The 12,995-nt window shown below is 60.8% G+C and carries 11 protein-coding genes and 1 pseudogene; 6 read left to right on the top strand and 6 right to left on the bottom strand.

The annotated features are described in order from the left end of the window. Positions 1 to 112 precede the first annotated feature (112 nt). Genes sixA through AC3WKX_RS26700 form a run of 3 tightly spaced genes read right to left on the bottom strand, consistent with a single transcriptional unit; the run spans position 113 to position 1,942 of the window. Positions 113 to 562, bottom strand: a complete 450-nt coding sequence (gene sixA, locus AC3WKX_RS26710; RefSeq protein WP_102606228.1) for a phosphohistidine phosphatase SixA — start codon at positions 560 to 562, stop codon at positions 113 to 115. After that, the gene (locus AC3WKX_RS26705) at positions 559 to 906 is read right to left on the bottom strand and encodes a DUF4389 domain-containing protein (protein WP_063028225.1); all 348 of its coding nucleotides are present in this window, start codon (positions 904 to 906) and stop codon (positions 559 to 561) included. Before AC3WKX_RS26705 ends, sixA begins: the two co-directional genes overlap by 4 nt. Before the next feature lie 10 nt (positions 907 to 916). Continuing rightward, complete coding sequence (locus AC3WKX_RS26700) at positions 917 to 1,942, bottom strand: NAD(P)H-dependent glycerol-3-phosphate dehydrogenase (RefSeq protein WP_003210548.1); 1,026 nt, start codon at positions 1,940 to 1,942, stop codon at positions 917 to 919. 195 nt (positions 1,943 to 2,137) lie between these two features. Between AC3WKX_RS26700 and AC3WKX_RS26695 the strand changes: the two genes are divergently transcribed. From AC3WKX_RS26695 to fabB, 5 genes are all read left to right on the top strand, one after another. Then, complete coding sequence (locus AC3WKX_RS26695; RefSeq protein ID WP_085984626.1) at positions 2,138 to 4,270, top strand: TonB-dependent receptor plug domain-containing protein; 2,133 nt, start codon at positions 2,138 to 2,140, stop codon at positions 4,268 to 4,270. Between the two features lie 20 nt (positions 4,271 to 4,290). Further along, positions 4,291 to 5,202, top strand: coding sequence for an ABC transporter substrate-binding protein (locus tag AC3WKX_RS26690; RefSeq protein ID WP_052024261.1), 912 nt, complete (start codon positions 4,291 to 4,293; stop codon positions 5,200 to 5,202). Then, a complete protein-coding gene (locus AC3WKX_RS26685; protein WP_003210551.1) occupies positions 5,199 to 7,100 on the top strand; it encodes an ATP-binding protein in 1,902 nt (633 codons plus the stop codon). The genes AC3WKX_RS26690 and AC3WKX_RS26685 overlap by 4 nt, the downstream gene beginning before the upstream one ends. A 248-nt stretch (positions 7,101 to 7,348) precedes the next feature. Beyond that, positions 7,349 to 7,864, top strand: a complete 516-nt coding sequence (fabA, locus tag AC3WKX_RS26680) for a 3-hydroxyacyl-[acyl-carrier-protein] dehydratase FabA (RefSeq protein ID WP_003210552.1) — start codon at positions 7,349 to 7,351, stop codon at positions 7,862 to 7,864. Positions 7,865 to 7,875: 11 nt separating this feature from the next. Then, the gene (gene fabB / locus AC3WKX_RS26675; RefSeq protein ID WP_003210553.1) at positions 7,876 to 9,096 is read left to right on the top strand and encodes a beta-ketoacyl-ACP synthase I; all 1,221 of its coding nucleotides are present in this window, start codon (positions 7,876 to 7,878) and stop codon (positions 9,094 to 9,096) included. Between the two features lie 503 nt (positions 9,097 to 9,599). Here fabB and AC3WKX_RS26670 read toward each other — a convergent pair. The 3 genes and pseudogenes from AC3WKX_RS26670 to AC3WKX_RS26660 all read right to left on the bottom strand — a co-directional run bounded on the left by AC3WKX_RS26670 (position 9,600) and on the right by AC3WKX_RS26660 (position 12,378). Continuing rightward, on the bottom strand, positions 9,600 to 10,463 hold the full coding sequence (locus tag AC3WKX_RS26670; RefSeq protein ID WP_404942412.1) for a methyl-accepting chemotaxis protein: 864 nt from the start codon (positions 10,461 to 10,463) through the stop codon (positions 9,600 to 9,602). Next, a pseudogene (locus tag AC3WKX_RS26665) lies at positions 10,455 to 11,225 on the bottom strand (MCP four helix bundle domain-containing protein); the annotation flags it as partial. The pseudogene AC3WKX_RS26665 and the gene AC3WKX_RS26670, both read right to left, overlap by 9 nt. 148 nt (positions 11,226 to 11,373) lie before the next feature. Then, a complete protein-coding gene (locus AC3WKX_RS26660; RefSeq protein WP_008434016.1) occupies positions 11,374 to 12,378 on the bottom strand; it encodes an amidohydrolase family protein in 1,005 nt (334 codons plus the stop codon). 140 nt (positions 12,379 to 12,518) lie between these two features. Here AC3WKX_RS26660 and AC3WKX_RS26655 point away from each other — a divergent pair, with 140 nt between their 5' ends. Next, on the top strand, positions 12,519 to 12,935 hold the full coding sequence (locus AC3WKX_RS26655; RefSeq protein ID WP_003210558.1) for an OsmC family protein: 417 nt from the start codon (positions 12,519 to 12,521) through the stop codon (positions 12,933 to 12,935). The last annotated feature ends 60 nt before the right edge of the window (positions 12,936 to 12,995 follow it).

Here is a 12,995-nt window from a genome sequence, read left to right as displayed (position 1 = left end):
AAGACCTTTTGGTTACTTTTGGGGCGTTTGCCAAAAGTGACCCGCTGTAAGAGCGGAACCCTAAGTGGCCGTTACCGAAGAAACGGATATGTACCCAAAACCAAACCCAACCTTAAGGATTCCGAACACTCAAAAGACTCATCAACCCCGCCAACGGAAAATCCCCCTCCAACTCCGCCAAACTCGCCGTACTCATAGCCTGCGGCTGCCGAAAATGCCCATGCTGCAAATAACTGATCAGCCCCCCCACAAACGGCTGATGACTGACCAACAACACATCATCGTCATTATCGAGATGCTTGAGCACCTCCAGCGGATTACTCTCGGGCGTCAACCAAGGCACAGTGCGGATCTCAGGCTCAAACCCCAACGCCTCCCGCACCAACTGCGCCGTCTGCTGCGCCCGCACATACGGACTGGCAATAATCGCCCGCACAGGCTGCCCAATCAGATGCCCCGCACTGCGCAAAACCTCATCGCGCCCATGGGCCGTCAAATTACGCTCAGCATCCGTACGCGCATGCCCCTCGGCCTCACCGTGACGCAACACCCACACCTTCATAGCTTGGGTTCCTCATCACGCACAGGATGCGGCGCCGGCGGCACACTGTGGGCAGCCTCACCTTCCGGCGCACGCGGCGTCGGCCAATCAGCAAACGGCCAAGGCTTCTGATCACTGTGAAAGCTGCCAAACCGCCCAATCTGCGCCAAAAACTGGCTCAAACTGTCACCAAAATTCATCAGCCCCAGGTTCGGCGCGCCGTACACCAACCGGTAAACCAGCTGCACTACCACCAGCGCCCCCAGCAGAAACTGCGCCACTTGCCACACCAGGGCAAACACCAGCATCCACAGCACACGCAGGCCAATGGATTCGTACTTGGGAGCTGCTTTCGGATCGTTCATGACGCGTTCCTCAGTTGAAACCACTGGTGGAAATAAAGTCGACATCGGTCTTCGGCTCGGCGCGCATCAGCAACTCGATGACCTGGTTCAAGGTGCGCCCTTCAAACAGGATCGCGTGCAACCCGGCAACCAGCGGCATATACACCCCGACCTCCTGAGACTTGGCCTTCAGCACCTTCAGGGTGTTGACGCCTTCCGCCACTTCGCCCAAACGTGTCACGGCGTCTTCCAGGCTCAAGCCCTGGCCAAGGGCAAAACCGACCTGATAGTTGCGGCTTTTCGGTGACGAGCAGGTGACGATCAGGTCGCCCACACCCGCCAGGCCAAGGAAGGTCATCGGGTTGGCGCCCTGATTGACCGCAAACCGGGTCATCTCGGCCAGGGCGCGAGTGATCAGCATGCTCTTGGTGTTTTCACCCATGCCCAGCGCAACCGCCATGCCGGCGATGATCGCGTAGACGTTTTTCAACGCCCCGCCCAACTCGACGCCGAAACGGTCGGCACTGGCGTACACGCGGAAGGTGCGACCGTGCAGCACCTCCTGCACCCGCTCGCAGAGTTCTTCGTCTTCACTGGCGATCACCGTGGCAGTCAGCGCGTGCTCAGCCACTTCCCGCGCCAGGTTCGGCCCGGACAACACGCCAATCCGCGCTTCGGGGGCGATTTCTTCAAGGATCTCGCTCATCAACTTGAAGGTGTGCGCCTCAATGCCCTTGGTCAGGCTCACCAGCAGCTTGCCCGCCAGCCGCTCGGCATGGGGTGCAAGCACCGAACGCAAAGCGCTGGAGGGCAGCGCGACGAAGCACAGGTCGCATTCGTCCAGCGTCGCCTGTAAATCAGTCACCGGCTCCACGGCCGGCAGAATCTTGATGCCTTTAAGGTAACGGGGGTTTTCCCGGTTGACCCGAATGGCTTCGGCTTGCTCGGGGTCACGCATCCATTGACGCACCCGGTGACCATTTTCAGCCAGCAGATTAGCCACGGCGGTACCAAAACTTCCGCCTCCCAGGACCGCAATAGGGCGCTGTTCAGTCATATGCAATCCGTTAATCCATAGCAGTGGCGATGGCCGCATTATACGGAGCGACCCGCCTGCGGCCAGCCCCCGCGTCAATTCAAACGCTTGTCGGAAAATGCGACATTTGTGCGAAGTAATTACAAGGCCGACGACTGGCAAAAGGCCCCACCTCAGTTAACATGGGCGGCTATCCGTAATTATCAAGGCCGTGCCGTGTATTTGGGCCCTCCTCCTCGCTCATCCCTTTTGCTGACGTTGTTGTGCATGCCGTGGTGCAGTGTGCCGGTGCTGGCTGACGACCTGTTCCTCGACAGCCAGCCGCTGCCGCAGGTGCTGACCGCCACCCGGCTCAAGCAATCGGCCGCCGCCGTGCCCGGCAGCATGACGGTGATCGACAGCGAGCTGATCAAGGCCAGCGGCGCACGGGATATCCCCGAACTGCTGCGGCTGGTGCCCGGGATGATGGTCGGCTACACCACCGGCAACCAGGCCGCCGTGAATTACCACGGCACCCAGGCGGGCGATGCGCGGCGCATGCAGGTGTTGATCGATGGGCGCTCGGTGTACCGCGCGGGCCTGGCCACGGTGGACTGGAGCGATATTCCGGTAGCCCTGGAAGACATCGACCGCATCGAGGTCTTCCGCGGCCCCAATACCGTCAGCTACGGCGCCAACGCGCTGATGGCCGTCGTCAACATCCTCACCCGCTCGCCGGCCAACAGCCATGGCACGCGGATGAAACTCACCCAGGGCGGCCGAGGGATCAACGACTGGTACGCCAGCCAGGGCATGGGCTGGGACACCGGCGATTTGCGCCTGTCACTCTCCGGTCAACAGGACGATGGCTTTGACAGCGACCGCGTGGGCGCTGACCGCCGCGACGGGCGCCGCCTGAACCGCTTCAGCCTGGCCGTGAGCCAGACCCTGAATGCGCAACAAAGCATCGACTGGCAACTGGACGCCAAGGAAGGCACCAACCAGCGCCCTTACACCTACCAACCGGTGTTCGACGGGATTACCGAAGGCGGTAACAATTCCGACGTCAGCGCCAAGGACTATGCCGGTTCCCTGCGCTGGAACTTCGACTTCAACCCCGATCACAGCCTGTATATCCAGGGTTCGGCCCAGCAATGGGATCGCCGGCAGATCTGGCGCGCGTGCGATGCCAAGGTCTCGTTCAGCCCGGAACTGACGCAGCTGTGGCAGCTCAACCCCAACTATGCCGAGCGACTGGCCCGGCACATGAACAACTTCAACCCAGGCAACCTTCCACCCGGCAGCGCCGCCGAGCAGGCACTGGCCCGCCAGGTGCTCCAGCAATGGGGGGACGGCGGCAAGGACCCGGTCTGCGGCAACATCGACCAAAGCACCAAGGAAAGCCGCTACGACCTGGAGCTGCAAGACACCCTCAGCCTGTCCGACAGCCTGCGCCTGGTCAGCGGCATGAACTACCGCTACGACCGCGCCGACTCCGACACCTACTTCAACGGCACCCTGGACGACACCACCTGGCGCCTGTTCGGCCACCTGGAATGGCGGGCCAGCGAACACTGGCTGCTGCAGGGCGGCGCGATGTACGAAGACACCCACCTGAGCGGCAACTCGCTGACGCCACGGGTGGCCGTCAACTACCTGATCAACCCGCGCCACGGCCTGCGCGCGGTGTACTCCGAAGCCATTCGCTCCCCGGACATGTTCGAGAACAACGTCAACTGGAGCTACCGCGTCACCAACCTCAGCTCGCCGGCTTACGGCCAGAACTCCGGCCAATACTTCGTGGTGACCCGCGGCCCGGGCAACCTCGACAAAGAGCTGATGCGCTCCCGGGAGCTGGGCTACAACGGCTTTTTTGCCGACATCGGGCTGAACGTCGACGTGAAGCTGTTCTACGACGAAATCAGCGAAATGGTCAGCGAGCCGCTGCGCAACAACCAGTACATCGCCAGCAACTCGAACAGCTCGCGCTTTACCGGCACCGAAACCCAGCTCGACTGGCACATGAGCACCGCCGACCGGCTGCGCGTCACCTATGCTTATGTGGATGCCAGCGCCACCAACCCCCTGGACAGGCAGCAGACCGCCCGCAACAGCGGCTCGGCCGGCTGGATGCGGGAATGGGGCCATGGCTGGTCCAGCGCGGTGTTCTACTATGGCGACGATGCGCTCAACCAGTATCGCTTCGAACGGGTCGACCTGAGGGTGGCCAAGCGCATTGCCTTGGGCAAAGCCAACGTGGAGCTGGCCGGCATGTTGCAACAACGCCTCGACAATCAGCCCACCACCTGGCCCGACAACAACTATGACCAACGCCACGTGCTCTACTTCAGTGCGGAGTTAGAGTTCTAGTGGACAGCGACTCGTCACGGATGACCCTGCCCTTTACCGCCCGGCTCTGGCGGTGCTGTGTGTTGCTTGGGGTTTTACTGTTCGGCGCACCGACATGGGCAGCGGATATCCTGCTGACCGCCGACGAAGACGGCCCGGGCGTACAAACATTCGTCCAGGCCCTGGCCCTGCAGCGTCCCGAAGACAGCGTGAAGTTCACCCCGCTCAAGGACCTGCCCGCCCCTGCAAACTTGCCGACCAGCACCCGCCTGATCCTGCTGGACCTGCCCAGCCTTGACTGGCGCCTGCAAGACGCCCAGGGCCCACCGACCCTGGTGCTGCGCATCAGCCGCCTGCAAGCGCGCCAGCGCCTGGGTGCCACGTTGCCTGCGAAGATCAGCCTGCTGTGGAGCGACCCACCGCTGGACCGACAACTGCGCCTGATCACCGGCATCCTGCCTCAGGCCCGGCGCATCGGCGTGCTCTATGGCATCGACAGCGAGTTCCTGCTGCGCGAGCTGCGCCAGTACGCCGCGCCCATGGGCCTGGAGATCGTGCCCCAGCTTTGGGAAAACATTAATGACAGTCGCCCGCTGCAAAGCCTGTTCAAGAACAGCGACGTCTTGCTGGGGCTGGATGATCCCCAGCTGTACAACCCGAAAACCGCGAAAAACCTGCTGCTCAGCAGCTACGCCAGGCAATTGCCACTGGTCGGGCCCAACGCCGGGTTCGTCAAGGCCGGCAGCCTGGCCAGCACCTACAGCGATCAGACCGACTGGCTGGATGTGCTCGACCGCCTGCTGGATCATGCGCCGGCCAGTTGGCCGCGCTCGCTGTACCCGGAACGTTTCAAAGTCGTAGGCAACCCGCAGGTTGCGCGCTCACTGGGGATCGAACAGGTGGACGAAACCAACGTCGCCGCCCGCCTGGCCGAAGGAGAAAAACGCCCATGACATTTCGTCGCCGTTGGGACATCAACACCCGGACCCAGCTCATTACCCTGGGCCCGGCACTCCTGCTGACGCTGCTGTTGATCAGCTTCTTCACCTTCGTGCGGATCCAGGACCTGCGCCAGGAACTGGACCACACCGGCCAGTTGATCGCCAACCAACTGGCGCCGGCCACCGAATACGGGGTGATTTCCGGCAACAACGACGTGCTTGAAAGCCTGTTGCGGGCCACCCTCGCCACGCCGCACGTGCGCTTCCTGGAGATTCAGGACAGCGCAGAAAATATCCTGGTGTATGTCGAGCAACCGTCGGAGAAGCACGATCGCTCGCTGTCGGTGAAAGTCTTCCAGGCGCCGATTCGCCTGCAACATATCCAGCTGGGCAATGACTTCTTCCAGGACAGTACTGCCGAGCCCAAGGCCCCGCGCGCGGACTACCTGGGGCGAGTGATTGTCGGCATGTCCAACGATGCGTTCAGCCAGCGCCAGCAGGAAATCCTGTTCAAGGCCGGGATTCTCGCGCTGTTCGCCCTGCTGTTTACCTTCCTGCTGGCCCGGCGCCTGGCGGCCAGCCTGTCGCAACCGATCAGCGCCATGGGCAATGCGGTCAAGGCGATCCAGCAGGGCGATTACCAGACGCCGCTGCCCATCGTGGATGACTCGGAGCTGGGCGACCTGTCGCGCCACATCAATAACCTCGCCGATGGCTTGAACCAGGCCAGTCGTGAACAGCACCAGGCCATGGCCCAGTTGATCCAGACCCGCGAAGAAGCCGAGCGGGCGAACAATGCCAAGTCGGACTTCCTGGCAATGATGAGCCATGAATTGCGCACGCCGATGAACGGGGTGCTGGGCATGCTGCAACTGCTGGAAACCACCGACATGACCGAGGAACAGACCGAATACGCGGCGCTGGCCTCGGAGTCCACCGAACACCTGCTGAAGGTGATCAACGACATCCTCGACTTCTCGCGCATCGAGCGCGCGGCCCTGGAGCTTGAGCACATTCCGTTCGACCTGGTGGAGCTGATCGGCAGTTGCGCCCAGGCCTTCCAGCACGCCGCCCAACAACGCGGGCTGGCGCTCGAAGTGCCGATCCCCCAGGGCCTGGGCTCGCTGCAGGTACAGGGCGACCCGACCCGCATCCGGCAGATTTTGGTGAACCTGATCGGCAATGCCCTGAAGTTCACCGAGCAGGGCACCGTCACCGTCGAACCCCACTGGCAGACCCTGGACCATGAATTGCTGTGGTTCACCTGCACCGTGCGCGATAGCGGGATTGGCATTTCCGCCGAGCGCCTGGAACTGATGTTCGATGCGTTCCAGCAAGCCGACAGTTCCATTTCAAGACGTTACGGCGGCACCGGACTGGGACTGCCTATCGCACGCACCCTGGCCGAACGCATGGGCGGCACCCTGCGCGCCCAGAGCGAAGAAGGCCACGGCTCGGTGTTTACCCTGGAAATTCCGCTGGCGATCTACCAGCAGAGCTTGCCGGTGCTCGCGCCGAATACCGAAGGCAATGCCCGTGCGGGCGAAGGGCGCAACGTGTTGCTGGTGGAAGACAACCCGGTCAATCGCACGGTGGTCGAAGCCATGCTGCGCAGCCTGGGGTTCGAGGTGAGCATCGCCACCGACGGCGCCGAAGCGATTCGCAGCGCCGAGAGCCTGATTTTTACCGCAATCCTGATGGACTGCCGACTGCCGGGCATCGATGGCTACGAGGCTACCCGGCAGATTCGCCAGTTGCCCGGTTGCGCCGAGCTGCCAATCATTGCCCTCACGGCCAATGCCTTGCAGGGCGATCGCGAAGCCTGCCTGGCAGCTGGAATGAACGATTACCTGGCAAAGCCGTTCAAACGCACGGATTTGCAGCAAATCCTGCAGAGATGGGTGCAGTAACACGGTGCCATCAGCCAACTGCGACTGGCGTGAAAGACGAAAGTGCGGCAGTCTTAGGCACCCGAACGGGCCCGTAAACCGGCCCGGTTTATAATTTCAGTGCACAAGTGTACATTCATGACCTTGACGCTGTGACTTTCACTACAACGCAATAGTCTATGTGTAGGCTGCCGATATGAGGCATGAACGCTTCAGTCGGCCGGGAAGATTTGCCCTGCCCTGCCGCATGGGATTATTGAGGAGCTCGCATGACCAAACAAAACGCCTTTACTCGGGAAGACCTGCTGCGCTGCAGTCGCGGTGAGCTGTTCGGCCCAGGTAACGCGCAACTGCCCGCCCCGAACATGCTGATGGTGGATCGCATCACCCATATCAGCGAAGAGGGTGGCAAGTACGGCAAAGGTGAATTGGTCGCCGAGCTGGATATCACCCCTGACCTGTGGTTTTTCGCCTGCCATTTCGAAGGCGATCCGGTGATGCCTGGCTGCCTGGGCCTTGACGCCATGTGGCAGCTGGTCGGTTTCTACCTGGGCTGGCAAGGCCTGCCGGGCCGCGGTCGCGCCCTGGGTTCGGGCGAAGTGAAGTTCTTTGGCCAGGTCTTGCCGACCGCCAAGAAAGTCACTTACAACATTCAAATCAAGCGCGTCCTCAAGGGCAAGCTGAACCTGGCCATTGCCGATGGTTCGGTGACTGTCGACGGTCGCGAGATTTATACTGCCGAAGGCCTTCGGGTCGGCGTATTCACTTCCACTGACAACTTTTAAGGGTTATCCGCATGCGCCGCGTCGTTATCACTGGTCTGGGCATTGTTTCGTGCCTGGGCAATGACAAAGAGACCGTCTCCGCTAACCTGCGTGCAAGTCGCCCTGGCATCCGCTTCAACCCGGAATATGCCGAAATGGGTCTGCGTAGCCAGGTTTCCGGCTCCATCGACCTGCCCCTCGAAGAACTGATCGATCGCAAGATCTATCGCTTCGTCGGCCACGCAGCCGCTTACGCCTACCTGGCCATGAAGGACGCGATCACCGATTCCGGCCTGAGCGAAGACCAGGTATCCAACGTGCGCACCGGCCTGATCGCCGGTTCCGGTGGCGCGTCGACCTTGAACCAGATGGAAGCGCTGGACATCCTGCGCGAGAAAGGCGTCAAGCGCGTTGGCCCGTACCGCGTCACGCGGACCATGGGCAGCACCGTTTCCGCCTGCCTGGCCACGCCGTTCAAGATCAAGGGCGTGAACTACTCGATCTCCTCCGCTTGCGCCACCAGTGCTCACTGCATCGGTACCGCTGTAGAGCAGATCCAGTTGGGCAAGCAGGACATCGTGTTTGCCGGCGGCGGTGAAGAAGAACATTGGAGCCAGTCGTTCCTGTTCGACGCCATGGGCGCCCTGTCGACCCAGTACAACGAAACCCCGGACAAAGCCTCCCGCGCCTATGACAAGAACCGTGATGGCTTCGTCATTGCCGGCGGTGGCGGCATGGTGGTGGTCGAGGAGCTGGAACACGCCCTGGCCCGTGGTGCGAAGATCTACGCGGAAATCGTCGGCTACGGCGCGACGTCCGACGGCTACGACATGGTTGCGCCAAGCGGCGAAGGCGCCATCCGCTGCATGCAGATGGCCATGTCCACCGTTGATACCCCGATCGACTACCTGAACACCCACGGTACTTCGACTCCGGTCGGCGACTCCAAGGAAATGGAAGGCGTGCGTGCGGTATTCGGCGACAAGGCTCCAGCGATCAGCTCTACCAAGAGCCTGTCGGGTCACTCCCTGGGCGCCGCTGGCGTTCACGAAGCGATCTACTGCCTGCTGATGATGGAAGGCAACTTCATGGCAGGTTCTGCCAACATCGAGGAACTGGACCCGGACGTGGCTGACATGCCTATCCTGACCAAGACTCGTGAAGATGCGACCATCAATACAGTGATGAGCAACAGCTTCGGCTTTGGTGGCACTAACGCCACCCTGGTGCTGAAACGTTGGCAGGGTAAGTAAGCTCCCGCAGCTTGATCGCCTGAAAACGCCCCGACTGGTTCGGGGCGTTTTTTTACCCGTTTACCGCGCTTACAGTGGCTCACTTTTGAAAGCCGGAATGCGTGCCCAGTCAAAAGTAAGCAAAACGCTCTTGCCCGATCACTCGGCACCTCGCTCAGGCTTGAGTGTTTAGAAGCAAAATCAAAAGCTAAAACGGGCACGGTCCAATGTGGGAGCGGGCTTGCTCGCGAAGGTCGTTAACGATGACGCTGGCATACTGATTCAACGCGGCGTTCTCAGGTTTTCGCCGGCAAGCCGGCTCCGACAGAAAAGCGGTTCTGCTTTTGCTTCTAACACTCAGGTCGGCTTCCAGGCCGCCGTGCTCTTGCTTTTGATCTTAGGCGCCCCGCCGACAGGCGAGGCAGAGCGCTTTGCTTACTTTGCCGCTTTTGCAAAGTGACTCGCTGCGAGAGCGAAACCATAAGTAGCCCCTACCACAGCAACGGGCATACTCCCCCAACAACCTAAACCGAAAACCGAGCCACCATCGTATTGAGATCCACCGCCAACCGCGACAACTCCTGGCTCGCCGCACTGGTCTGGTTCGCCCCCGCCGACGTCTGCTGTGCCAAATCGCGAATATTCATCAAATTGCGATCCACCTCCCGCGCCACCGCCGCCTGTTCTTCCGAGGCACTGGCAATCACCAGGTTGCGCTCATTGATCAAGGTAAACGCCGAAGCAATCTCCTCCAGCGCCGTCCCCGCCGACTTGGCGATATCCAACGTCGAACGCGCCCGAGTATTGCTCTGCTGCATAGAGCTCACCGCCTGATCAGTCCCCTGTTGAATCCCACTGATCATCTGCTCGATTTCCTGGGTCGACTGCTGCGTACGATGCGCCAAGGCCCGCACCTCATCCGCCACCACCGCAAACCCACGCCCGGCATCCCCAGCTCGCGCCGCTTCGATGGCGGCATTCAGCGCCAGCAAATTGGTCTGCTCGGCAATCGAACGAATCACATCCAGCACCTTGCTGATGCCATATACCTTCTGCGCCAGGTCCTCCACCTGAGTCGCATTGGCCGTCACATCATCCGCCAGGGACTCAATCGACAACACCGTCTGATGCACCTGCTCGCGCCCGTGCTGAGCGATACGATCCGACTCCCGCGACGCCTGGGACGTAGCCACCGCGTTGCTCGCCACCTCCTCCACCGCCGCCGTCATCTGGTTCACCGCAGTAGCCGCTTGCTCAATTTCCTGACTCTGCTGATGCAACCCACGGGTGGCATCTTCGGTCACGCAACTAAGCTCTTCGGAAGCCGACGCCAACTGGCTGGACGAATCGGAAATACGCCGAATGGTTTCCCGCAGGCTCTCCTGCATGCTTTTCAGCGCCTGCTGCAAACGCGCCGGCTCATCCTGGCCGCTGACCGTAATCACCCCGGTCAGATCGCCACTGGCCACACCCTGGGCGACTTTCAAAGACTGGGATAACGGCAGCACAATACTGCGGGTCAGCAACAATGCCAGGCCGATGGTGATCAGCGCCGTCACGGCAATCATGCCAACCACCCAACTGCGCGATTGCGTGAACACACTTTGCGCCAGGCTCGCCGCCTGATTGGCACTGACCTTGTTCAACGTCACCAGCTCACGCAGGGTGCCGGCCAGTTCGTCGGCCAACTGGTTCATCTCGCCGTTGACCACCTTGATCGCGTCTTCCAACTGATTCGCCCGGGAAAACGCCATCACCTGTTCCTGGCGCTGCAGGTAACGCTCTTCCTCGGTTTTAAAGCGATCGAACAGCACCCGCTCTTCAGGCAGCACGATCAAACCTTCATAGAGGGACTGAGCCTTGTGCAGGCCGCTTTTCAGCTCGGTGATTTTCTGCTCATTCTGCGTGATTGCCTGCGGGTCGCGGTTAAGCAGCAGCCGCAACGTCAGGGCCCGCACCCGCAGCAGGTCCTGATTCATCTCGCCGACCGCCATCACGCTGGGCAGCCAGTTGTTTTCCACCTGGTCAGACTGCTGGCGCATATTGCCCATCTGCAACAAGGCGAACCCGCCCAGGGCAAACACCATCAGCGCCAGCAAACCAAACCCCAGGCCGGCGCGAGGGGCGATATTCAGACTTCTGATATTCATGCTCGGAATCCTTCCAAAAGCGCTGCATCCACCTGCAGCGGGCTCTTGAAAGGTATCGGCGAGTTGAGACGTTTGCCTAAGACGAAAACGCGATATCAAAACGCCTTATGATCGCCCCGCCCCGGCTGTAGCGATTCAGCTAAACCCATCACCTGGGCTTGGGCAGAATCGCCAGGAAATTGTCCCGTGCGACCTTTCTGGCCACATCCTCAGGCAACGCATCGAGGAACGGGTCAAAGCTGCGCATTTCCTTACCGAGCTTGTTGAAGCGTCCTACCACGTCTGAGCCAAGCATGAAGCGGTCCGGGAAGCGCTCCACCAGCTTTACCCACTCAGGGCGTGCCTTTCCCGCCTCATCCAGCAAGTAAGGCGTGAGCACGCTCCAGGACAGGTCGACGTACAGGTTCGGGTAAGCCTCCAGCATGCGCGCCAGGGTCGGCAGCAAAAAATCCATCTGCGTCTGGTGCCGATGGATCTCCATGCTGCTGCCCGCATGGGCCCAGATAAACCGGGTGTGCGGGTGATTACGCAGCGGCTCTTCCATTTCCGCCAGGTACAACGGATTTTTCTCACGCTTGGAGGTGATGTTGGAATGCACCATCACCGGCAGATCATTCTCCGCGGCCAGGTGATAGATGCGGGTCATCGCCTCATTGTTGGCCCTTGGGGTGTCGCCGGAGGTCAACGCGGTCAGGTCATCGTGACGGGTGAAGACTTCGCCGATGCCTTGCCAGAGCCCAGGATTGAGGTCGAGCATGCGCTGGATATGGGATGCGGCATTTTTATCGTTGGGATTGAAACCACTGAGGAACGGATGAAAGCGCTGACGTTGCTCCGGGCTCAGTTTATTGACCGCATCGGCGACGAACACGTCGGTGGCGCTGTACCAATAGGCGTCGGCGTCGTCCCCGGCGTAATAGCGCGGCCGCTTGGGTTCGTCCTCATGCCATTTCTTGGCCACCGGAATGCCGGAAATCATCACATGCTCGATGCGATTATCGGCCATGGCCTTGAGTAATTTATCCATGCCCGCCGACTCCTGGAAGAAATCGACGTAATGCAGGTGTGCATCGCTGTAGGCATAGTCGCGAGCCTGCACCGCAAGGCTTGCGGCGGTCAGCAACAGGGCAATACTCAGGCGGGTCCGGCGCACGGGGGTATCTCAAACAAGGGCTAATGCCGGTAGACCTCGGACCGCGCCTGCGGGTTCAGCGGTAAACAACGGGGAACACCAACGTGCCAGCATGCTCTATAACTGCATGAGCTTCTTCCTGCCACCCTGTGAGGTTTGCCATGCCTGTTACCGTGAACACGCTGAACGCCGAAAACTTCCGCCACAGCGTCAATATCAATAACCACGAGCTGTTTACCGACCTGCCGAAGAGCTTGGGCGGCGACGATTCGGCGCCCTCCCCCCACGATTACTTCGACGCCGCACTGGCGTCCTGCAAGGCCCTGACCGTCAAGCTCTATGCGCAGAAAAAAGACATACCGCTGACCGGCGTGACCGTGGAAGTCACCCATGACAGCACCGAAGAGCAAAAGGGCAAATACAAGCTCAACGTCAAACTGACCCTCAAGGGCGTACTCACCGACGAGCAGCGCGACGAGCTGCACCGCGTGGCGGATCGCTGCCCGGTGCACAAGCTGATGACCACGGCCGAAGTCACCATCGAGACCCGGCTCTCCGAAGGCGCCTTCAGCCAGTAGCGGCAACCTCCCGTCGAGCGGGTTATGCTCAGTACCATCAGACCCGCTCAGACTGGGAAG

The sequence above is a fragment of the Pseudomonas sp. GP01-A4 genome (assembly GCF_058780865.1).
The sequence above is the reverse complement of the archived record's forward strand: the minus strand, read 5'-3'. Positions and strand labels throughout refer to the sequence as shown.

What these genes read in the sequence shown, in the direction of transcription:
- AC3WKX_RS26690 (WP_052024261.1), top strand. Translation starts at nt 4,291, where the DNA reads ATGACCCTGCCCTTTACCGCCCGGCTCTGGCGGTGCTGTGTGTTGCTT.
- AC3WKX_RS26655 (WP_003210558.1), top strand. Translation starts at nt 12,519, where the DNA reads ATGCCTGTTACCGTGAACACGCTGAACGCCGAAAACTTCCGCCACAGC.
- fabA (WP_003210552.1), top strand. Translation starts at nt 7,349, where the DNA reads ATGACCAAACAAAACGCCTTTACTCGGGAAGACCTGCTGCGCTGCAGT.
- AC3WKX_RS26685 (WP_003210551.1), top strand. Translation starts at nt 5,199, where the DNA reads ATGACATTTCGTCGCCGTTGGGACATCAACACCCGGACCCAGCTCATT.
- fabB (WP_003210553.1), top strand. Translation starts at nt 7,876, where the DNA reads ATGCGCCGCGTCGTTATCACTGGTCTGGGCATTGTTTCGTGCCTGGGC.
- sixA (WP_102606228.1), bottom strand. Translation starts at nt 562, where the DNA reads ATGAAGGTGTGGGTGTTGCGTCACGGTGAGGCCGAGGGGCATGCGCGT.
- AC3WKX_RS26700 (WP_003210548.1), bottom strand. Translation starts at nt 1,942, where the DNA reads ATGACTGAACAGCGCCCTATTGCGGTCCTGGGAGGCGGAAGTTTTGGT.
- AC3WKX_RS26705 (WP_063028225.1), bottom strand. Translation starts at nt 906, where the DNA reads ATGAACGATCCGAAAGCAGCTCCCAAGTACGAATCCATTGGCCTGCGT.
- AC3WKX_RS26670 (WP_404942412.1), bottom strand. Translation starts at nt 10,463, where the DNA reads ATGCAGGAGAGCCTGCGGGAAACCATTCGGCGTATTTCCGATTCGTCC.